Origin of the sequence: Xanthomonas sp. 4461, assembly GCF_024806475.1 — a bacterium.
Taxonomy (GTDB): Bacteria; Pseudomonadota; Gammaproteobacteria; order Xanthomonadales; family Xanthomonadaceae; genus Xanthomonas; species Xanthomonas arboricola_F.
In genome coordinates this window covers 795,153-814,392 of the sequence record NZ_JANTYV010000001.1, presented here as the reverse complement: position 1 = coordinate 814,392, position 19,240 = coordinate 795,153, and the positions used below count along the sequence as shown (strand labels likewise).

General features: G+C 65.0%; 16 protein-coding genes and 1 pseudogene. 12 read left to right on the top strand and 5 right to left on the bottom strand.

Annotation, left to right across the window (positions count from 1 at the left end; all coding sequences use genetic code 11):
• Positions 1 to 143 precede the first annotated feature (143 nt).
• Positions 144 to 2,807: a TonB-dependent receptor gene (locus FHY19_RS03380; protein WP_259161625.1), complete on the bottom strand. Its 2,664-nt coding sequence runs from the start codon at positions 2,805 to 2,807 to the stop codon at positions 144 to 146.
• A 718-nt stretch (positions 2,808 to 3,525) separates the two neighbouring features.
• Between FHY19_RS03380 and FHY19_RS03375 the strand changes: the two genes are divergently transcribed.
• A complete protein-coding gene (locus FHY19_RS03375; RefSeq protein ID WP_259163907.1) occupies positions 3,526 to 4,524 on the top strand; it encodes a glucokinase family protein in 999 nt (332 codons plus the stop codon).
• A gap of 367 nt (positions 4,525 to 4,891) precedes the next feature.
• On the opposite strand, the gene FHY19_RS03370 is transcribed toward FHY19_RS03375, so the two are convergent.
• Together FHY19_RS03370 and bioA are read right to left on the bottom strand one after the other, a co-directional pair.
• Complete coding sequence (locus FHY19_RS03370; RefSeq protein WP_259151983.1) at positions 4,892 to 5,626, bottom strand: 16S rRNA (uracil(1498)-N(3))-methyltransferase; 735 nt, start codon at positions 5,624 to 5,626, stop codon at positions 4,892 to 4,894.
• Positions 5,617 to 7,035 carry an adenosylmethionine--8-amino-7-oxononanoate transaminase gene (gene bioA / locus FHY19_RS03365; protein WP_259161623.1) on the bottom strand — a complete coding sequence of 473 codons (1,419 nt, stop codon included), beginning with the start codon at positions 7,033 to 7,035 and terminating at the stop codon, positions 5,617 to 5,619. The genes FHY19_RS03370 and bioA overlap by 10 nt, the downstream gene beginning before the upstream one ends.
• A 41-nt stretch (positions 7,036 to 7,076) precedes the next feature.
• Between bioA and nudE the strand changes: the two genes are divergently transcribed.
• From nudE to gcvH, 8 genes and pseudogenes are all read left to right on the top strand, one after another.
• Positions 7,077 to 7,625 (top strand): ADP compounds hydrolase NudE, encoded by a 549-nt coding sequence (gene nudE, locus FHY19_RS03360; protein ID WP_039423334.1) that lies wholly within the window; start codon positions 7,077 to 7,079, stop codon positions 7,623 to 7,625.
• Positions 7,622 to 8,422 carry a 3'(2'),5'-bisphosphate nucleotidase CysQ gene (gene cysQ, locus FHY19_RS03355; protein WP_259151981.1) on the top strand — a complete coding sequence of 267 codons (801 nt, stop codon included), beginning with the start codon at positions 7,622 to 7,624 and terminating at the stop codon, positions 8,420 to 8,422. Before nudE ends, cysQ begins: the two co-directional genes overlap by 4 nt.
• A gap of 179 nt (positions 8,423 to 8,601) precedes the next feature.
• A pseudogene (gene mazG / locus FHY19_RS03350) lies at positions 8,602 to 9,417 on the top strand (nucleoside triphosphate pyrophosphohydrolase); the annotation flags it as partial.
• Positions 9,418 to 9,452: 35 nt separating this feature from the next.
• Positions 9,453 to 9,788, top strand: a complete 336-nt coding sequence (locus FHY19_RS03345; RefSeq protein WP_259161616.1) for a YnfA family protein — start codon at positions 9,453 to 9,455, stop codon at positions 9,786 to 9,788.
• Positions 9,789 to 9,945: 157 nt separating this feature from the next.
• The gene (locus FHY19_RS03340) at positions 9,946 to 10,911 is read left to right on the top strand and encodes an SPFH domain-containing protein (RefSeq protein WP_259151979.1); all 966 of its coding nucleotides are present in this window, start codon (positions 9,946 to 9,948) and stop codon (positions 10,909 to 10,911) included.
• Between the two features lie 3 nt (positions 10,912 to 10,914).
• Positions 10,915 to 11,349, top strand: coding sequence for an NfeD family protein (locus tag FHY19_RS03335; RefSeq protein WP_259151977.1), 435 nt, complete (start codon positions 10,915 to 10,917; stop codon positions 11,347 to 11,349).
• A 161-nt stretch (positions 11,350 to 11,510) separates the two neighbouring features.
• Positions 11,511 to 12,620 (top strand): glycine cleavage system aminomethyltransferase GcvT, encoded by a 1,110-nt coding sequence (gene gcvT / locus FHY19_RS03330; RefSeq protein WP_259161615.1) that lies wholly within the window; start codon positions 11,511 to 11,513, stop codon positions 12,618 to 12,620.
• A gap of 138 nt (positions 12,621 to 12,758) precedes the next feature.
• Complete coding sequence (gene gcvH / locus FHY19_RS03325) at positions 12,759 to 13,154, top strand: glycine cleavage system protein GcvH (protein ID WP_046964845.1); 396 nt, start codon at positions 12,759 to 12,761, stop codon at positions 13,152 to 13,154.
• 448 nt (positions 13,155 to 13,602) lie between these two features.
• On the opposite strand, the gene FHY19_RS03320 is transcribed toward gcvH, so the two are convergent.
• A complete protein-coding gene (locus FHY19_RS03320) occupies positions 13,603 to 13,941 on the bottom strand; it encodes a hypothetical protein (RefSeq protein WP_259161609.1) in 339 nt (112 codons plus the stop codon).
• A 223-nt stretch (positions 13,942 to 14,164) separates the two neighbouring features.
• Between FHY19_RS03320 and FHY19_RS03315 the strand changes: the two genes are divergently transcribed.
• Positions 14,165 to 14,617, top strand: a complete 453-nt coding sequence (locus FHY19_RS03315) for a hypothetical protein (protein WP_259151974.1) — start codon at positions 14,165 to 14,167, stop codon at positions 14,615 to 14,617.
• A gap of 787 nt (positions 14,618 to 15,404) precedes the next feature.
• Here FHY19_RS03315 and FHY19_RS03310 read toward each other — a convergent pair.
• Positions 15,405 to 16,748, bottom strand: a complete 1,344-nt coding sequence (locus FHY19_RS03310; protein ID WP_259152507.1) for a serine hydrolase domain-containing protein — start codon at positions 16,746 to 16,748, stop codon at positions 15,405 to 15,407.
• Between the two features lie 381 nt (positions 16,749 to 17,129).
• Between FHY19_RS03310 and FHY19_RS03305 the strand changes: the two genes are divergently transcribed.
• A complete protein-coding gene (locus FHY19_RS03305) occupies positions 17,130 to 18,503 on the top strand; it encodes an MFS transporter (protein WP_259161601.1) in 1,374 nt (457 codons plus the stop codon).
• Positions 18,504 to 18,811: 308 nt separating this feature from the next.
• Positions 18,812 to 19,165, top strand: coding sequence for a DUF1304 domain-containing protein (locus FHY19_RS03300; protein WP_259161595.1), 354 nt, complete (start codon positions 18,812 to 18,814; stop codon positions 19,163 to 19,165).
• Positions 19,166 to 19,240 lie beyond the last annotated feature (75 nt).

Below are 19,240 nucleotides of genomic sequence, written 5' to 3'. Positions count from 1 at the left end.
CGGGCCTGGCCATGCTCCCTCAACCGCGAAGGGGCGTGGCCAGTACCACTCCTTGGTAAAACATCGAGCGGTGCGCTGCATGCAACGCACAACTCAAAAAAAAGCGCGCCACCGTGGAGGGTCGGTGGCGCGCCGGTGCTACATCAGAACTTGAAGTTCAGCTGGGCCTGATAGCCGCGGCCGTTCTTGTAGAACGCCGTGGGGGTCGAGCGGGTGTTGCTGAACAGCCGGTAGGTGGAATCCAGCAGGTTGGTCGCGCCGAAGGTAATGCCCATGTAATCGGTGATTTGATACGAGGCGGTCAGGTCGAGCTGCTTGTAGCTGTCTGCGAAGTCCTGCGAGGCCAGGCGGCCGATCTGGGTGAAGTACTTGGAACGGAAGCTGTAGTTCACACGTACCATCCAGTCGCCATGCTCCCAGTACGGGATGATGTTGTAGGTGTCGCGCGACAGGTACGGCAAATTCAGGCCCGAGCTCGAATCGGATTCGGCAAAGGTGTAGTTGGCCTGCACACCGAAGCCCAGACCCAGCGACTGCTGGTAGTTCACCGACACGCCCTTGACCTTGGCATCGGAGACGTTGATCGGCGAGGTCACCGTGTAGATGCCGGAGTTGCCGCTGATCGGATCGGTCAACTGCTGCTGGCTGGTGGTGTTGACGATGTAGGAGCTGATGTCGCGATAGAACACTTCACCGGACAGCATGCTGGACGGCGCGAAATACCACTCCGCAGCAAGGTCGTAGTTGGTGGACTCGTACGGCTTCAGATCCGGGTTACCGCCACCGGCGGTCAGATTGCCGTTCGCACTGTTGATGCTGAACGTGCCGGCCAGATCGCCGTAGCGTGGACGTGCGATCACCTTGGCAGCCGAGAAGCGCAGCACGGCGTCGTCGGTGATGTCGTAGGCGATGTTGAAGCTCGGCAGCGCCTTGCGGTAGTCGTTGTTCTCGGCCACGCGCGAGTAGTTGGTGCCGCCATCGGCGGTCTGCCAGTACAGCGACTTGTCGGTGGTGTCGACAAGGCGTACGCCGACGTTACCACGCCACTTGCCGGTCTCGTAGTTCAACTGGGTGTAGAAGTTCTGCGTGATCTCCTTCACCTCGAACGAGGAGCCGTAATCGGGACGGTACGGACCCTGCGGCTGCGACAGCAGATAGTTGCGGATCGAGTTCAGGCTGGCGGTCGGCCAGGTGGTCAGGTCGCCACTTGCGCCCAGGCCGTCGTACAGACCGCTCGGGGTGGTGCCCGGATTGAACTGGGTCAGCGAGATCGCATCGGTGGTATTGATGCGGTTGCCGCGCGCGTCCACGCCGTTGTTGTGGTTGATGTACTTGTAGCCGAACAGCAGTTTGGTGAACGGCCCCAGCTCCAGATCGCGTGCCGCATCCCACTGGAAGTATTTCTCTTCGTCGGTGCTCTTCTGATAGAAGATACCGCCGGCCTGCATCGCGCTGGAGTCCTGCGAACCGGCGGGCAGGCCGGCCGGCGAACCGGGCAGCGTCCAGTTCGAGGCGCCGCCGTTGTCGTAGTTCACCGCGGTGTTCTGACCATCGAAGGCATAGTTGTAGCCGCCGTCGGTCATCAGGAACTTCATCAGGTACTCGGGGTTCTTGCCGCCGGTGGCCTTGGTGTCGCCGACCTGGGTGGTGAACACCCACTTCTCGCCCGACCAGTCGTGACGCAGGTTCAGGCTCTTGGTGGTGACGGTGCTCTCGCGGTAGTTCGCGTCCAGCTGTGCGTACGGCTGCCCCGCGGCACCATCGCCGAAGGTCGCCGAAGTGACCACGCCGTTCTGCACATTGGCACTGGTGACCTTCTGCAGGTCGTTGTTGCACGCCGGGCAGACGTAACGCGATTCGCTGAAGTTGTTGTACTCGCCCTTGATGTACAGGCCGGTCAGGTTGAACTCGTTCTGCTCGTTCGGCTTCCACTGCAACGCGCCCTGCACGCCGCTGCGTTCGCGGGTCTGCTGGAAGAACGCGCTGTTGATGCCGGCCGGTACACGGGCGGTGGCCACATCGCTGCCGTCGCCGGTGATGGTGGCGCTGGCGGGAATGTTGGCGCCGGTGGTGTAGCCGAAGTATTCGATACCGGCGCGCGCCAGGTCCTGCTTGTCGTGCGTGGCGGAGATCAACGCACCGAAGGTTTCGTCGTCGTTCTTCCAGCTCCACAGCGCCGAGCCGCGCGGATTGCCTTCTTCCGAGCGGTCGTTGTAGTTGTAGCCGACCGAGCCGCGGATGGTGTTCTTGGGCAGGTCCAGCGGCTTGCGGGTGTGCACGATCACGGTGCCGCCGATCGAGCCTTCGTCGATGCGTGCCTCGGGGGTCTTGTAGACCTCCATCAGGCCGATGATTTCCGGCGACAGCAGGGTGTAGTTGAAGGTACGGCCGCTGGTGTCGGTCGGATTGCCGCCCCAGTCGCCCGAGGCGATGGTCTGGCCGTTGAGCAGCACGCGGTTCAAGGCCGGGTCGGTGCCGTTGATACTGACCTTTTCGCCTTCGCCGAACTGGCGGTCGACGCTGATGCCCGGCAGGTGCGACAGCGATTCGGCCGCATTGATGTCCGGGAACTTGCCGATGTCTTCGGCGCTGATCGCATCGACGATGGAGTTGGCCGAGCGCTTGACCGCCTGGCTCTTCTCCAGCGACGCGCGGTATCCGGTGACGGTGATCGTGTCCAACTCGGTGGTGGCAGATGGCGTGGTGCCAGCCGCGGCCTGTTGTTCTTGTCCGGCAGCCATTGCAGAGCCGGAGCAGTACAGAGCGGCGGTGATACAGAGTGCTAACGTCGTGGTGCGGCTGTGCATGGCTAAACCTCGTTGGTTAGTGCTGTGAGCGCGCCGCCGTCAAAGGCGTCACGCGCTCGGCGTGGCCGGCAAAACAACACGCCCTGACCGATCGCGGTGATCGCACTCCTTGGCTCCGCAATGGCAGCAGGTGGCGTCGATTCGCGTGGTAGAGGAGGTGTCCCCCGTGTGGTGAAGCGGTGAAGCGAATGCGACATCGGCGAGTCGAACGTCGGATGACGCGCCACTCGCGAATCTGGGGTGACAGGCGAGGGAAGCGCCGTTCTTCAACTACCGAACAGTTTCCGGCCCCTCCTGCCAGAACCTCGATTTGGATCGAGTCTCGCGTAGCGTTGACAGCGTTGTCAACACATCGTCACAGATCTCTGATGTCGCTGCGATTGCGCTGCAATGCAGCATTTTTTGCGACGTAATCCCAGAAGTGGCTGAGTGCTTGCGCACACATGCAGCCATGCCCCGCGTGCGCAATTGGCGCTTTCAATGGCTAAATGGCGTTCCAGTCGCGGAGACTCGGTTTTTGTGCGGAAATCTCCGTGATGCGTGCGGATTTTTCGTGGATGATGGGTGGTGCGGAAGATCGCGCCGACCGTGGTCGCCACAGTTGCGTTACAAGGCGATTACTGACAACGTTGTCTACCCACTGCCGTTCGTCGGACAGCGGGACATGACGCCAGCCCGCTGCCACTTATCAGGAGAATGCGTGAGCGCAAGCAGCCCAATGGACGCGGTGGCCTTTCCGCGCCCCGACACCTTCGTTGCCGCAGACGTGGGAGGGACGCATGTGCGCCTTGCGCTGGTCTGCGCAAGCACCGATGCGCGCAAGCCGGTCACGGTGCTGGACTATCGCAAGTACCGCTGCGCCGATTACCCGGGCCTGGCCGAGATCATGTCCGCGTTCTTTGCAGAGCTGGGATGCGCGCCAGTGCGGCGCGGTGTGATCGCCAGTGCCGGTTATGCGCTGGAAGACGGTAGCGTGATCACCGCGAACCTGCCGTGGGTATTGGCGCCGGAACAGATTCGCCGCCAGCTCGGCATGCAGGCGTTGCATTTGGTCAACGATTTCGAAGCGGTCGCCTACGCAGCCAATTACATGACCGGCAATCAGGTCATGCAGCTGTCCGGTCCCGCCCAGGGCGCACCTGGCCCGGCGCTGGTCCTCGGTCCCGGAACCGGGCTGGGCGCGGCGGTGTGGATTCCCAATGGCGCCACCCCGATGGTGTTGCCGACCGAGGCCGGCCATGCCGCGCTCGCCGCTGCCAGCGATCTGGAAGTGGCCTTGCTGCAGGAGCTGCGCCGCACGCGCACGCACGTGGGCACCGAAACCTTGCTGTCCGGTCCGGGCCTGCTGAATCTTTACACTGCCTTGGCGGCGCTGCTTGGCGAGAACGCGGTGCATCAGGGCCCGGCCGATGTCACCGCCGCCGCATTGGCCGGCAACGACGCGCTCGCGCGCGATGCGCTGCAGGCGTTCTGCGGGTTCATGGGCAGCGTGGTCGGAGACATGATGCTGCTTTATGGCATCCGCAGCGGCGTCTATCTGGCCGGCGGATTCCTGCCGCAGATCGCCGGGTTCATCGCCGCCAGCGACTTCGCTGCCCGCCTGCTCGACAAGGGCACGCTGCGGCCCGCATTGGAACAGGTGCCGGTCAGCATCGTCGAACACGGCCAGCTAGGCGTGATCGGCGCGGCCAGCTGGTTTCTGCAACACGGCCGCTGACGCGCGGCGCTACACCGTAGGAGCGCACCTGGGCGCGACTGGGCGTTACCGATAATGCCTCTCGCGCCCAGGTGCGCTCCTACGCGGGCTGCTGGCCGCGACAATCATCCGGTGCGCTCCTACGCGTGGGCCCGGAATTTCACGTCACTGCGGTCATTCCAGTGTCGCCGTATCGGGCCGATCGGCAATCGCATCACCGCATCCCGTAGGAGCGCACCTGGGCGCGACTGGGCCTTCCCGGTAAGGCTTCTCGCGCCCAGGCGCGCTCCTACGCGGGTTGCTGGCCGCGACAAACGTCCGGTCTCACGAGGCAATGCATGTCCCGCACTTCGCGTCGTCGGCCGCGATGTCCTACGGCTCGTCGAACCTACAGATCCCCGAATCGCGCCTGCAATGCCGCAATGGCCGCCAGTCCGGCGGTTTCCGTGCGCAGGATGCGTGGACCCAATTGCAGGCCGGTGAAACCGGCATCGGCCAGCGTGGCGCGGTCGCGTGGCGACCAACCGCCTTCCGGCCCGATCGCCACGATGAGCCCCTGGTCGACATTCGCACTCAGCGTGGACAGGCGATGCTCACCCTGCGGGTCCAGGGTCAGTCGTTGCGCCTGTGGGTCGCTGGCCTGCGCCGCCTCGTGCAAGCCCAGCGGCGCTGCGACGGTCGGCACGCGTGCGCGGCCGGATTGCTCGCAGGCCGACACCACCACACTGCGCCAATGCGCAAGGCGTTTTTCCATGCGCACCGCATCGAGCTTGACCTCGGTGCGTTCGGCGTTGACCGGCACGATGGCCGCAACCCCCAGCTCGGTGGCTTTTTGCAGGATCAGGTCCATTTTTTCGCCGCGTGCGATGCCCTGGAGTAGCGTGATGCGTAAGGGCGATTCGTTGGACAGCGCTTGCGCACGCTCGACCAGTGCACGTGCCTCGCGCTTGCCGGCCACGGTGATGCGTGCGTGGTAGTCGCTGCCATCGCCATTGAACAGGATGCAGGCATCGCCCTCGCGCAGGCGCAGCACGCGCAGCAGATGATTGGCGGACTCTTCTGGCAGGGTCACTTCCTGGTCGCAGTGCAGCGGCAATGCGACATGGGAGCGGGTCAGGCGCATGCGACGGCCTCCTCGATGGCGTGACGGGTGGTCGCGGCAAGCAAGGCAAGCTGCGCGTCGTCCACACAGTAAGGGGGCATCCAGTACAGCACGTCGCCCAGCGGGCGCAGCACGACGCCGCGTTCCAGCGCCGCGCGATACGCCTTCAACCCGACCCGTGCCGCGGCGGCGAACGGCGTGCGCTTGTCGCCGCCCTGGGTCAGTTCGAAGGCCACGATCATGCCGGCCTGGCGCACGTCCGCCACTGCGCTGTGCTCGCCGATCTGCGCAGCGAAGGTACTCATGCGCGCGGCGGTGTGCTGGTTGCGCGCAATCACGTCGTCGTCTGCGAAGATCTGCAGGGTCGCCAATGCCGCCGCGCACGCCAGGGGGTTGCCGGTGTAGCTGTGCGAATGCAGAAACGCGCGCTCGCGCGAGTCGTCCAGAAACGCGTCGTACAACTGCTGCGTGGCCAGCACCGCCGAGAGCGGCAGAAAGCCGCCGGTCAATCCCTTGGACAGGCACAACAGATCGGGCATCACACCGGCCTGTTCGCACGCGAACAGCGTGCCGGTGCGTCCGAAGCCGGTGGCGATCTCGTCGGCGATCAAAAACGCGCCATGCGCATCGCACAATTGGCGCGCACGGCGCAGGTAGGCCGGGTGGTACATGCGCATGCCTCCGGCGCACTGCACGCGCGGTTCCAGGATCAACGCGCAGATTTCGCCGGGCGATTGTTCGAACAGTGCCTGCAGCGCATCGGCCGCCTGCAGCGCGTAGTCTTCCGCGCTCTGGCCCGGCTCGGCCAGGTAGGCATCGGGCGAGGGCGCAAAGATCGACTCCAGCAGCAACGGCGCATACACGCGCCGATACAGCGGGATGTCGCCCACCGACAGCGCGCCGATGGTCTCGCCGTGATAGCCGTTTTCCAGTGCGATGAAACGCGTGCGGCGATGCTCGCCGCGGTTGTGGAAATAATGGAAGGCCATCTTCAAGGCCACTTCGACGCCGGCCGAGCCATTGTCGGCATAGAACACCTTGGCCAGCGGCGCTCGGTCGGGCTGGCGCGGCGCAATCGCCAGCAGGCGCTCGGCCAGTTGCACTGCCGGCGCATGCGTGAAGCCGGCCAGCATGACCTGCTCCAGGGTGCCGGCCTGCTGCGCGATGGCTGCGCCGATGCGCGGCTCGGCATGGCCGAACAGGTTGGTCCACCAGCTGCTCACCGCGTCCAGGTAGCGACGGCCGTCGTGACCGATCAGCCACGCACCCTGGCCACCGGCGATGGGGACCAGCGGAAGCGTGTGCGGATGCTCGCGCATCTGCGTGCACGGGTGCCACAGCACGGCAAGATCGCGTTGCCGCCAATGTTCGGCAGTTTCGGAGGCTGCAGGGTCTGCTAGGATTTCGGGCTCATGAACATGTCGATGCATCTGCCTATTCTATCGGTCCGCTCCGCGGCTGCGTGCCACGCATGAGCCCGCGTCTGCCGACCATCCACAAGATCACCGATCTGGGCGACGGGCCGTTCCGTCGCCAGCAGCTGGATCTGGAGTTTTCCAACGGGCAGCGCCGCCTCTACGAACGTCAACTCAGCCAGGGCCACGGTGCCGTCGTCGTGGTGCCGATGCTCGACGAGAGCACCGTGCTGCTGGTGCGCGAATACGCCGCCGGCGTGCATCGCTACGAGCTGGGTCTGGTCAAGGGGCGCATCGATGCCGGCGAGACGCCGGAGCAGGCGGCCGACCGCGAGCTCAAGGAAGAAGCCGGCTACGGTGCGCGGCAGGTCCAGGTGCTGCGCGCGATGACGCTCGCTCCTACTTATATGAGTCACCAATCCTGGTTGGTGCTGGCGCGCGACCTCTACCCCGAGCGCCTGGTCGGCGATGAGCCGGAAGAGATGGAAGTGGTGCCCTGGCCAATCGCACGTCTGGACGAATTGATGCTGCGCGAAGATTTCTCCGAAGGCCGCTCGCTGGCCGCCCTGTTCATTGCGCGCGAGTGGCTGGAGCGCAACCCATGATCCGCATCCCGATGGAATTGCGCGAAACCGTGATCGCCATTGCCCGCGAAGCGGGCGAGGCCATCATGCAGGTGTACGCGCAGGACTTCGCGGTGGAGATCAAGGACGATGCCAGCCCGCTGACCCAGGCCGACCTGGCCGCCAATCGCGTCATCGTCGACGGCCTGCGCCGGGTCACGCCCGACGTGCCGGTACTGTCGGAAGAGTCTGCGCACATGGCCTGGGAAGAGCGTCAGTACTGGACCAGCTACTGGCTGGTCGATCCGCTGGATGGCACCCGCGAGTTCGTCAAACGCAATGGCGAGTTCAGCGTCAACATCGCACTCATCCACATGGGCGCGCCGGTGCTGGGCGTGGTGCAGGCACCGGTCGATGGCCGGGTCTGGTACGCCGCACGCGGCGAGAACGCCTTCCGCCGCGACGGCGATCGCGACGAAATGCTGCACACCCGCATGCCGGCTGCCAGCCCCTTGCGGGTTGCCGCCAGCCGCTCGCACCGCGATGCGCGCACCGCCGCTGCGTTGGAGCGCATGGGGCAGATCGACGTGGTGGCGCAAGGCTCCTCGTTGAAGTTCTGCCGCATTGCCGAGGGCGACCTGGATGTCTACCCGCGCTTCGGGCCCACTTCCGAATGGGACACCGCGGCCGGACAATGCGTGCTGCACGCAGCCGGCGGTGTGCTGCTGGCCGGCGCTTCCGGCAAGCCGTTCCGCTACAACCGCCGCGACACCTTGCTCAATGGCGACTTCATCGCGCTGGGCGATCCCAATCTGCCCTGGCGCGATTGGCTGGCCTGAGCATGCCCGCCTGCCGTGCGCGTATTGCATGGCAGGTGCTGCGCACGCGCAGGGTCCGCATCGGCCGACCGGTGCACTGCGGCGGCATCGCGCGCCTGGCTTGCTGCCACGCGCGATACCGCAACGCGCAGAAGATCCCGGCGCGGATGCGCCTTCCAAGATCGCTTCAGGAATAGACCATGCTCCAGACTCCGTCCACCGGCGATATCCAGGGCCTGTTGCAGTTGATGGCGCGCCTGCGCGACCGTGAACATGGTTGCCCCTGGGATGTGGAGCAGAGCTTTGCCAGCATCGCGCCGTACACCATCGAAGAAGCCTACGAGGTTGCCGACGCGATCGATCGCAACGACCTGCCGGGGCTGCGCGACGAGCTGGGCGACCTGTTGCTGCAGGTGGTCTTCCATGCGCAGATGGCGTCCGAACAGGGCGCGTTCGACTTCGCCGACGTGGTCGCCACGCTCAGCGACAAGCTCGTTCGCCGTCACCCGCACGTGTTCGCCGCGCAGGCGGTGGACGATGCGCAGGCGGTAAGCGCCAACTGGGACCAGATCAAGCGCGAAGAACGCCGTGCCGCAGGGCAGCAGGACGACTCCGCACTGGCCGGCATCGCGCGTGGCCTGCCGGAGTGGCAGCGCTCCACCAAGCTGCAGTCGCGCGCGGCGCGGGTGGGCTTCGACTGGCCCGACCCGGCGCCGGTGCTGGAAAAACTGGAAGAAGAAGTGAAGGAGCTGCGGGTGGAATTCGCGCGCGGACCGGTCGCCGACAATCAGGCGCGCCTGGAAGACGAACTGGGCGATGTGCTGTTCGTCTGCGCCAATCTTGCGCGGCATGCCAAGGTCGATGTGGGTGCCGCGCTTCGGCATGCCAATCTGAAATTCGAACGGCGCTTCCGTGCGATGGAAGCCCATGCGCATGCGCAGGGCACCCCCCTGGATGCGTTGTCGCTAGACGCGCAGGAAGCGCTGTGGCGACAGGTCAAGCGCGACGAGTCCGCCGCCGCAGTGGTCAGTACCGCCGCCGCAACCGGCGCATGAGCGCTGCGCTGACCACGCTGTTGCTGTTCGTCGCCACCGCAGTGGCCGAACTGGTCGGCTGCTACCTTCCTTATCTATGGCTACGAAAAGGCGGCAGTGCGTGGCTGCTGCTGCCCAGCGCGCTGAGCCTTGCGATCTTCGTGTGGCTGTTGAGCCTGCATCCGGCTGCCAGCGGACGCGTGTACGCCGCCTATGGCGGGGTCTACATCGCCAGCGCCCTGATGTGGTTGTGGTGGGTGGACCGCATCACCCCGACCCGATGGGACCTGCTTGGCGCCGCCTGCTGTCTGCTCGGCATGGCCGTCATCATGTTCGCCCCGCGCACTGTCTGAGCCTGATCATCGCGTGATCTGCGCACGCTGAGGCACTCGCCGCCCGGCACGGCAGGGGGCGCGAGCGTATCCCTGCACTGCAGCCCCAGAGCCGGCGAGGGGCAGTGCGCGTGCATACTGTTGCAGGGATCGACTCGTCACATGCAAGGGGATGCACATGTTTCCGACTTCGTTTTTGGCCATCGCCGTTCTGGTTGCCGGCGTCATCGTGTTGTTCAAGACCGTGCGCATGGTGCCGCAGGGATTTCAGTGGACGGTGGAGCGCTTCGGCCGCTACACCCATACCATGAGTCCGGGGCTGCACTTTCTGGTGCCGGTGGTCTACGGCGTAGGGCGCAAGATCAACATGATGGAACAGGTGCTCGACGTTCCCAGCCAGGACGTCATCACCAAGGACAACGCGGTGGTGCGCGTGGATGGCGTGGTGTTTTTCCAGGTGCTGGACGCCGCCAAGGCCGCCTATGAAGTCTCCAATCTGGAGATCGCCAGCATCGCGCTGGTGCAGACCAATATCCGCACCGTGATCGGTTCGATGGATCTGGACGAATCGCTGAGCCAGCGCGAGACCATCAATGCGCAGTTGCTGAGCGTGGTCGACCAGGCCACCAATCCGTGGGGCATCAAGGTGACGCGGATCGAAATTCGCGACATCCAGCCGCCGCGCGACCTGATCGACTCGATGGCGCGGCAGATGAAGGCCGAGCGCGAAAAGCGCGCGCAGATTCTGGAGGCCGAAGGCTCGCGTCAATCGGAAATCCTGCGCGCCGATGGCGAGAAACAGGCCGCCGTGCTCGAAGCCGAAGGCCGCAAGGAGGCCGCCTTCCGTGACGCCGAGGCGCGCGAGCGTCTGGCCGAGGCCGAAGCCCGTGCCACCCAGGTGGTGTCCGATGCGATCGCCAACGGCAGCGTGCAGGCGATCAATTACTTCGTCGCGCAGAAGTATGTGGAGGCGTTCAAGGCGCTGGCCACCGCGCCCAACCAGAAGTTCGTGCTGATGCCGATGGAGTCCAGCGGCATCATCGGCTCGATCGCCGGCATCGCCGAACTGGCCAAGGAAGCGATCGGCAAGCCCGACGCACCAACCGTGCGCGTGCCGCCGATGCCGCCGCGCGCCGGAGGCTGAGCCATGCGCTGGGACGTTGTGATCTGGGGAGTGCTGGCGCTGCTGTTGATCGCTGCAGAGACCCTGGTGCCGGGGGCGTTCCTGCTGTGGATGGGGATCGCCGCCGCCGCCGTCTGCGCCCTCGTGCTTGCGTTGCCGGGCATGTCGCTGCTGGGGCAGATCGTGGCGTTCGTGGTGCTCAGCTTCGTGTCGGTGCAGGTCTATCGCACCTGGTTTCGCGGCAAGGGGCGGCAGAGCGATCGCCCCCTGCTCAACAAGCGTGCCGAGCAATTGATCGGCCGCCGCGTGCTGCTCGATCAAGCCATCCACCATGGCCGAGGTCGTGCCAAGGTCGACGATGCGTTCTGGGTGGTCAGCGGTCCGGACCTGCCCGCCGGCGCACCGGTGCGCATCGTCGGCGTCGATGGCATGACCTTGCTGGTGCAATCCAGCAGCTGATCGCCGGGACAGGGCGTGCCACCCGGTCGCCCATTGCTGCAGCGCGGCGTGCGTTTGCCGGCCTGCGTCGTTCGGTGATCGCCGCGCCTGCGCGCAGACACGGTTACCCGCAACGACGGCAGGGCAGCGATAATGGGCATCTTTCCCTTGGACCGGCGCCCATGACCCAGAAGACCATCCTCAACGACACCCATCGTGCGCTCGGCGCCAAGATGGTCGACTTCGGCGGTTGGGACATGCCGATCCACTACGGCTCGCAGCTGGACGAACACCATCAGGTGCGTCGCGATGCCGGCATGTTCGATGTCAGCCACATGACCGTGGTCGACCTGCACGGCGCACGCGTGCGCGAATTCCTGCGCTATCTGCTCGCCAACTCGGTGGACAAGCTCAAGGTGTCGGGCAAGGCGCTGTACACCTGCATGCTCAATCCGCAGGGCGGGGTGATCGACGACCTCATCGTCTATTTCATGGCTGAAGACTTCTTCCGTCTGGTGGTCAACGCCGCCACCCGCGAAAAGGATCTGCAGTGGATCGGCGAACAGGCCGCACGCTTCGAGGTGCGCGTTCAAGAGCGCGGCGACTTTGCGATGATCGCAGTGCAGGGCCCCAATGCGCGCGCCAAGGTCATCGATCTGCTCGATCCGGCCGACGCCACGGCAGCGAGCAAGCTCGGCCGTTTCGCTGCCTTGCAGACGCGCTCGCGCGATGGCATCGATCTGTTTCTTGCGCGCACCGGTTACACCGGCGAAGACGGTTTTGAAATCGTGTTGCTGCAGGACGCGGCAGTCGCATTCTGGAATGCGTTGCTCGCACAGGGCGTCAAGCCGGCCGGTCTGGGCGCGCGTGACACGCTGCGTCTGGAAGCGGGCATGAATCTTTACGGGCAGGACATGGACGATGCAGTGAGCCCGTACGAAGCCGCGCTGGCCTGGACCATCGCGCTCGACGAAGGCCGCGACTTCATCGGCCGCGCCGTGCTCGAAGCGCAAAAGGCGCAAGGCGCACCGCGGCAGATGATCGGCGTGGTGATGGATGAGAAGGGAGTGCTGCGCCACGGCCAGAGCGTGCTCACCGCTGCCGGCCAGGGCGAGATTCTGTCCGGCACGTTCTCGCCCACGCTGGGCAAGGCGATCGCATTCGCACGCGTGCCGGCCGGCAGCATCGACGATCTGCGCGTGGACATCCGCGGCAAGCAGGTACCGTTGCGCGCGGTGAAGTTTCCGTTCGTGCGCGATGGTCAGGCGCAGCCCGGCGTCCTTGGCCAATGAGTCGGCTGATGCCGGCCGCAGTCGGCCGGCATCCTGCTACCGCATGCAACCTGGCCCTGCCGACGCGCGTGCACCTGCCTTGTCGCGCGGTCTAAACTAACCACCTGTCCCCAACCCCAGTTTCCCCGGAGCACACCCATGAGCGAGATCCCTGGCGACCTCAAGTTCCTCAAATCCCACGAGTGGGCCCGCGTCGAAAGCAGCGGCCGCGTAACCGTCGGTATCTCCGACCACGCGCAGGGCTTGCTGGGCGACCTGGTCTACGTCGAACTGCCCGGCGTCGGCGATACCGTGCAGGCCGGCAACGGCGCGGCGGTGGTGGAGTCGGTCAAGGCCGCTTCCGACGTCTACAGCCCGGTCAGCGGCACCGTCGTCGAGGTCAACAGCGCGCTGAGCGACAAGCCTGAGACCATCAACGAAGACGCCTACGGCGAAGGCTGGATCTTCGTGGTCGAACTCGACGACAAGGAAGAGCTCAACGACCTGCTGTCGCCGGACGACTACGCCGAGCTGCTGGAAGACGACGACCACTGAGTCCGTCGTCCTTGCTGCACACCGATGGCCGCTCGCAGAGCGGCCATTTTTTTGGGTGCGCTGCCGCCGACGCGGTTGTGATGTGCGCACGCGAGCGTGATCGGATGGGCGATTGCACGGTCGCCTGCATGCGCTGACGACCGGATGCCCGCAAGGCGGTTGGTGATGACTTGATGCGATGCGTGCGGTGGCATCCATGCCCGACGTATCGACGCACCACCACCTGCATGCCGGCGCGTCGGATTTCTGACGTGAGTCGTTCGTGAGGATCCGGCGTGTGCTCGGTGAAAAAAATCGACGCGTGCAACGCGCGCCGACGACGGATCGATGTCGTGCGACATGCTGCCGGCGATGCGCAAGCGCGCGTGCATGGCGATCGAACAGCGCAATAAGTTTGCGCATTTCTGCTTGTGCGACGCCGGAAGTGGAGTTGCCGGATAAAAAATTTTCAGCTGGCGGACAGGCGGCGGACGATGCCGCAACGTGCAGCGTGTCGCCGCAGCGTTGCCGTCGGCGATGGCTTGCAGATTTGGAGCGGTTGAGAAAAACAGCGGAAAAGAAGCGCTTTTTTGAAGGCGCTGTGGCGTGGGCGCGTGCTGCGAGCCCGCGCGGCGGGCTGCGCGCGGTGTACTTGCCGGACCTCGATGGCGAAGGTGGCGATGGTCTGCTGAAAAAAAATTGCAAAAGAGTGTTGACAGTAAAAAAAAGCGTGATTAGGTTTCGCCCAGCAGACATTGCTGCGAAAGAGAGTGAGCAGAATCGACATCGAGCCGACACGCTTGTTCAAGACGTCCACCGAAGCACGCTCAAAGGTGGAGTCGGGTCCGCTTCTCTCAAGAAAAGCAGTTGTCGTTTCGACCACGCACCCGTGTCGCCGTTCGATGCGGGTGTTTCTGTATCCGTCCCGTCGCGCATTACCTGCGGACGGTACCCGACGACGGCATGCCGGCGCGGGGTTTGGTTCAACTGGGCGTTTCAACTCCATAGTTCACTGACGAGGAGCCAATTACATGGCCACTAAAAAAGCTGCGAAAAAGAAACCCACCGCCAAAAAGGCAGTGAAGAAGACCGCTGCCAAGAAGGCGACCAAGAAGGTCGCTAAGAAGGCAACCGCCAAGAAGGCAGTGAAGAAGACTGCTGCCAAGAAGGCCGTCAAGAAGACTGCAAAGAAGGCGACCGCCAAGAAGGCAGTGAAGAAGACTGCCAAGAAGGCAACCAAGAAGACTGCCGCCAAGAAGGCAGTGAAGAAGACCGCGAAGAAGGCGACCAAGAAGACTGCCGCCAAAAAGGCCGTCAAGAAGACCGCCAAGAAAGTCGCCAAAAAGGCAGTAGCGAAGAAGGCGACCAAAAAGTCCGCCACCAAGAAGCCTGCTGTGAAGAAGGTCGCCAAGAAGAAGCCGGCCGCTCGCAAGAAGAAGGCCGCTCCGGTCGCGCTGCCCGCAACTCCGGCACCGCTGATCTGATTTGTAACACCCGATCGCCGTAAACATCGAGCTCTCTCCCCGACGCCCAGCGGGGAGGGAGCTTTTTTATTGGGCGACACCGTACCGTGGCCAGGCCCGATGCAGCACGCGACTGCCAGCCGCCCTTGAGGCGACGTCGCCTGCGAGACGGCGCGCTGTGGGTCTGGCGCCGTGCTGGCAGCGACAACAGCAGTGCCAGGCCGGCGATGGCTTAAAGGGATGTTGCGGCGAATCGATGGGTCCTGTGCGTCGGACGCGCCGCTCACCCGCTCACCGCCTTAGAGGCGGCGATGATTCCAGACTGTGCCGATAGCGGTGCCGCTGGCAGAACTCATGCAGGATCTTCCCGTCGTCGCCCGGCGGTGTGATTGCTCGAACCACCGCTCTCCCGGATGCAACGACCGGTCGTCGCGCTCGCACTGCCCGTACCTGCATTCCGACCAAGCAACTGCCAGGCGAGTGGCTTCGATGCGTCGTGGCGACGCGTAGGCTGTCGTCGGTCCAGCGATGAAACCGGCAGCGGCCGCGGTACAGCGCACGCATCTCGCATCGATCTGCTGTCCGGTCCCTGCAGCCGCCCCTGTCGTCGCAATGACGACGAGCGAAGTCCCGCCGTCCTCCCCGGGTGACGGATGAGCTTGTAGCGCTTGCACTAGGCGCTCTGTTCGGCGGCACCTGGCTATCGCCACGCACGCATCCACCTGCATGTCCCGACAGCCAGAAACGACACAGGCGGCCAAGGCCGCCTGTGGTCATGCATGCACCGCGTCGGTTCCGAGGCTTCAACTCAACGCGGCGACGCCACAGACTTGCCGGACGATGCACCCTTGCCAGCCGGGTCGGCCTTCTCCGCCAGCATGTTCTCGCTGCCGAAATCGCCGTCCACATCGATATCCAGCCAACGCTTGGCCGGCAAGCCGAGTGCGCGATCCAGGATGGTCGGCAGCATGCCGGAAGGCAGGCCGCTTTCGCCGTTCCACATGATGGCGATGCCGACGTCGCGTTCGGGCAGCAACGCGACCAGGCCACGGTAGCCCTGCACCGCACCTGCATGGAAGATCACTTGATGGCCTGCGTAGTCGAACACGCGCCAGCCCAGCGCGTAGCTGGCCGCGTCCACGCGCTCATGGCGCCAGCCCGAACGCATTTCGCCTGGCGTGGAGATCAACGGCGCATGCAAGGTCGCCAGCAGCGGCGCAGGCAACACGTCGGTGCGATGGCCGGTATGGGCGAGCAGCCACTGCGCCATGTCGCTGGCGCTGGCATTGACGCCGGCCGCAGGAGCGAGACGGTAGTAGGTAGGCTTGGGCGTCAGCGACACCCAACCGTTGCGGCTACGCACGTGCGGGCGCGCCCAATGCGGGCTGGCCTGGATGCCGGCCAGACCCATGCTGGCATCGTTCATGCCGAGCGGCTTGAAGATGCGGCGCTCCACCGACTGCTCGTAGAAACTGCCGGAGGCGGCAAAGACCACATCGCCAACCAGGCTGAAGGCGACGTTCTGATACGCGTAGCAGTCGCCCGGCGCACACCGCAGCGGCGCGGCAGCCAGCTTGTGGCTCAGCGAGTAGTAGTCGACGTTGGATTCGATATCGCGGTCGTAGGCATTGCGGGTCAGGCCGACGCGGTGGCTGAGCACCTCGGCGACGGTGAGCTGGCGGGTGGCCAGGTTGTCGCTCAGCTGGAAGCCGGGCACGTAGTCGACCACCTTGCTGTCCCAGCGCAACACGCCATCGTTGACCAGCAGGCCGGCCATGGTGCCGGCAAAGGCCTTGGACAGCGACGCCAGGCGGAAGACGGTATGCGCATCGACCGGTTGCGGGTGATTGACGTCGGTGACGCCATAGCCACGCGCGCTGAGCACCTTGCCGCCCTGCACGATCGCCATCGCCATGCCGGGTACGCGGTTGCCGTAGGTCAACTGATCGGCCATCGATTCGAATGCCGCCACGTCGAAGCCGGCGGCCGGCGCCAACACGCTGCTGGCCGGCAACGCACTGCGATACGGAAGCGGGGCGGTGGGCGACTGCGCAATGGTCGCCGGCTGCAGCGCAGAAGCGGTGGGCGCGGGCGTCTGTGCCGTGGAAGAAAGGGCCAGAGGCAATAACGCCCCGAGCAGCCCGATGGCCAACGGACGGAACCGTCGGCGCCTGCGCATTACTGTCATGGTTGTCCCGCCTGGTCCACTGCTTGGAGCGATTCTAGCGCCGCGCTTCGCAATAGCACAAACTGCCGGAAGATGAATGGGCATCATATTGATCCTATTGACGATTTGGGTTCAGAAATCGGGCCGGTCACGGCCGTGGCGACGCTCCGAAGGTGCACGCTCTGACGGTGCATGCGAAGTGGGTTGCAAGCGCCGTGCCGGGCGGCCCCACGCGCGCGTCGCAGCGTCCTGCCTCCGCCGCTGGTGGTGCTGCGCCGCATCGGCTAACTTGCGCGCTCCTTCGCCAGGTGCTGCCGCTGCCATGTTCTTGCTGTCGGGCTCGTTCGCACGGGCGATATTGACGCCATGACCAGTCCCTCTGCACCGCGCTCGGCGGTTGGCCGTCTGGGCGCTGCGCTGCGCAGTTCGCCACCGCTGGCGTGGTCGTTCCTGTATTTCTTCTGCCTGCTCAGCGGCTATTACGTGCTGCGTCCGGTGCGCGAGGCGATGGGTGCATCGTCGGATGTGGCCGCGCTGTTTCCGGCCGGCATGATCGGCTTCTTCACCGCGCACGGCATGCCGCTCAAGGATTTCACCTTGCAGGTGCTGTTTACCTGCACCTTTCTGATCATGCTGCTGCTGCAGCCGGTGTATGGCGCGCTGGTCAGCCGCTATCCGCGGCGCGTGTTCCTGCCGGCGGTCTACGGTTTCTTCATTGCGACCCTGCTGCTGTTCTACGTGCTGTTCGACACCGGCGTGCCAGGGCGCGGGATGGCGTTCTTTTTGTGGCTCACGGTCTTCAACCTGTTTGCCGTGGCCGTATTTTGGAGCTTCATGGCCGATGTCTTCAGCAATGCCGAAGCGCGCAACTACTACGGCTATATCGGCGCGGCCGGCACCCTGGGCGCGTTTCTCGGGCCGATCCTCACCCGCACCCTGGTCGAGCGCATCGGCATTGCGCATCTGATGCTGGTGTCGGCCGGGTTCCTGACGGTCTGCGTGGTGTGCGTGCTGCGCCTGCGCTTGTGGGCGGTGGCGCGCGAGCAGGAGCGCCAACTGGACTCCGGCGAAGTACCGATCGGTGGCGACGTGCTCGGCGGCCTCAAGCTGATCGTGCGCGAGCCGTTGCTGCGTTGGCTGGCGCTGATGACCTTGTTCGGCGTGGGCGTGGGCACCTTGCTCTACAACGAGCAGGCGGCGCTGGTGCGCAGGCTGTATACCGATGCGGCGGCCAGCACCGCGTATTACGCCAGCATCGACCTGGCGGTCAACGCGCTCGCCCTGCTGCTGCAATTGCTGGTGACACGTGCGCTGCTGTCGCGCTTCGGCATTGCACCGGCATTGCTGATTCCAGGGGTCGCCATCACCTTGGGGTATGCGGTGCTGGCGGCCTCGCCGTTGCCGCTGATGATCGCCATCGTGCAGGTGATCACGCGCTCGAGCGAGTTCGCACTGGCCAAACCGGCGCGCGAAACCCTGTACACGCGGGTCAGTCGCGAATGGCGCTACAAGGCCGGTGCGGCGATCGATACGGTGGTTTATCGCGGCGGCGACCTGAGCTTTGTGTGGATCCACAAGCTGGTGTCGGGCCTGGGGTCCACTGCGGTGTTCGGGGTCGGGCTATTGGCGGCAGCGGGCATGACGCTGGGCACGTTCGGCCTGCTGCGCGAAGCACGCAAGCTGCCTGCAGAGCGCGACGGTGTGGCGGAAGCGCAGGCAGCGGAGTCGCAGGGCCGCTAGCGCCCTTGCTGTGCGGGTGCGTGGTGGCTGCGCGCTGGAGATCCATGCAGCGATGACGCACACAGCGCCTGCGGCCAATCGCTGCTGCGTGATGTCGCTTGCACGCGGCATCCATCCCGATGCGATGCGCGCCATCGGCGGCCCGTGGATGACGGCCCGCATGCGCCGCCGCTCACCCTGCATCGTCCAGTGCTGCGCCGGTGACGCCAGCGCGTCGCGATGCACCGGTCGCACGCTGTGTGTCTTGCCAGGCAGATGGCGCCGCATCGCGGCTATGCTTGCCGCCACCTCCACATGCCTTTCTCGCCATGTCCCTGTTCGCGATCATCGCCGGCATCCTTGTCGGTCTGCTGCATGTCTACATTCTGGTGCTGGAGATGGCGCTGTGGACGCACCCATTGGGTCTGAAGACCTTCCGCAACACACTGGAGAAGGCACAGGCCACCCGCGTGCTGGCGGCCAACCAGGGCCTCTACAACGGCTTTCTGGCCGCAGGCCTGCTCTGGGGCGCGCTGGCAGCACGGGTCGATGTGCTGAGCTTCTTCCTTGGGTGCGTGGTGGTGGCGGGCTGCTACGGCGCCTACAGCGTCAACCGCCGCATCTTCTTCGTGCAGGCCTTGCCCGCGTTGATCGCACTCGGCCTGGTGTGGCTGCCGCGCTAAGACGGCCTGTTCGCTTCCCGTAGGAGCGGGCTTGCCCGCGATGAGGCGTTACCGGCAACGCCTCATCGCGGGCAA

What these genes read in the sequence shown, in the direction of transcription:
- FHY19_RS03340 (WP_259151979.1), top strand. Translation starts at nt 9,946, where the DNA reads ATGTTTCCGACTTCGTTTTTGGCCATCGCCGTTCTGGTTGCCGGCGTC.
- bioA (WP_259161623.1), bottom strand. Translation starts at nt 7,035, where the DNA reads ATGCATCGACATGTTCATGAGCCCGAAATCCTAGCAGACCCTGCAGCC.
- FHY19_RS03300 (WP_259161595.1), top strand. Translation starts at nt 18,812, where the DNA reads ATGTCCCTGTTCGCGATCATCGCCGGCATCCTTGTCGGTCTGCTGCAT.
- nudE (WP_039423334.1), top strand. Translation starts at nt 7,077, where the DNA reads ATGAGCCCGCGTCTGCCGACCATCCACAAGATCACCGATCTGGGCGAC.
- gcvT (WP_259161615.1), top strand. Translation starts at nt 11,511, where the DNA reads ATGACCCAGAAGACCATCCTCAACGACACCCATCGTGCGCTCGGCGCC.
- FHY19_RS03370 (WP_259151983.1), bottom strand. Translation starts at nt 5,626, where the DNA reads ATGCGCCTGACCCGCTCCCATGTCGCATTGCCGCTGCACTGCGACCAG.
- FHY19_RS03380 (WP_259161625.1), bottom strand. Translation starts at nt 2,807, where the DNA reads ATGCACAGCCGCACCACGACGTTAGCACTCTGTATCACCGCCGCTCTG.
- gcvH (WP_046964845.1), top strand. Translation starts at nt 12,759, where the DNA reads ATGAGCGAGATCCCTGGCGACCTCAAGTTCCTCAAATCCCACGAGTGG.
- FHY19_RS03315 (WP_259151974.1), top strand. Translation starts at nt 14,165, where the DNA reads ATGGCCACTAAAAAAGCTGCGAAAAAGAAACCCACCGCCAAAAAGGCA.
- cysQ (WP_259151981.1), top strand. Translation starts at nt 7,622, where the DNA reads ATGATCCGCATCCCGATGGAATTGCGCGAAACCGTGATCGCCATTGCC.
- FHY19_RS03345 (WP_259161616.1), top strand. Translation starts at nt 9,453, where the DNA reads ATGAGCGCTGCGCTGACCACGCTGTTGCTGTTCGTCGCCACCGCAGTG.
- FHY19_RS03375 (WP_259163907.1), top strand. Translation starts at nt 3,526, where the DNA reads ATGGACGCGGTGGCCTTTCCGCGCCCCGACACCTTCGTTGCCGCAGAC.
- FHY19_RS03305 (WP_259161601.1), top strand. Translation starts at nt 17,130, where the DNA reads ATGACCAGTCCCTCTGCACCGCGCTCGGCGGTTGGCCGTCTGGGCGCT.
- FHY19_RS03335 (WP_259151977.1), top strand. Translation starts at nt 10,915, where the DNA reads ATGCGCTGGGACGTTGTGATCTGGGGAGTGCTGGCGCTGCTGTTGATC.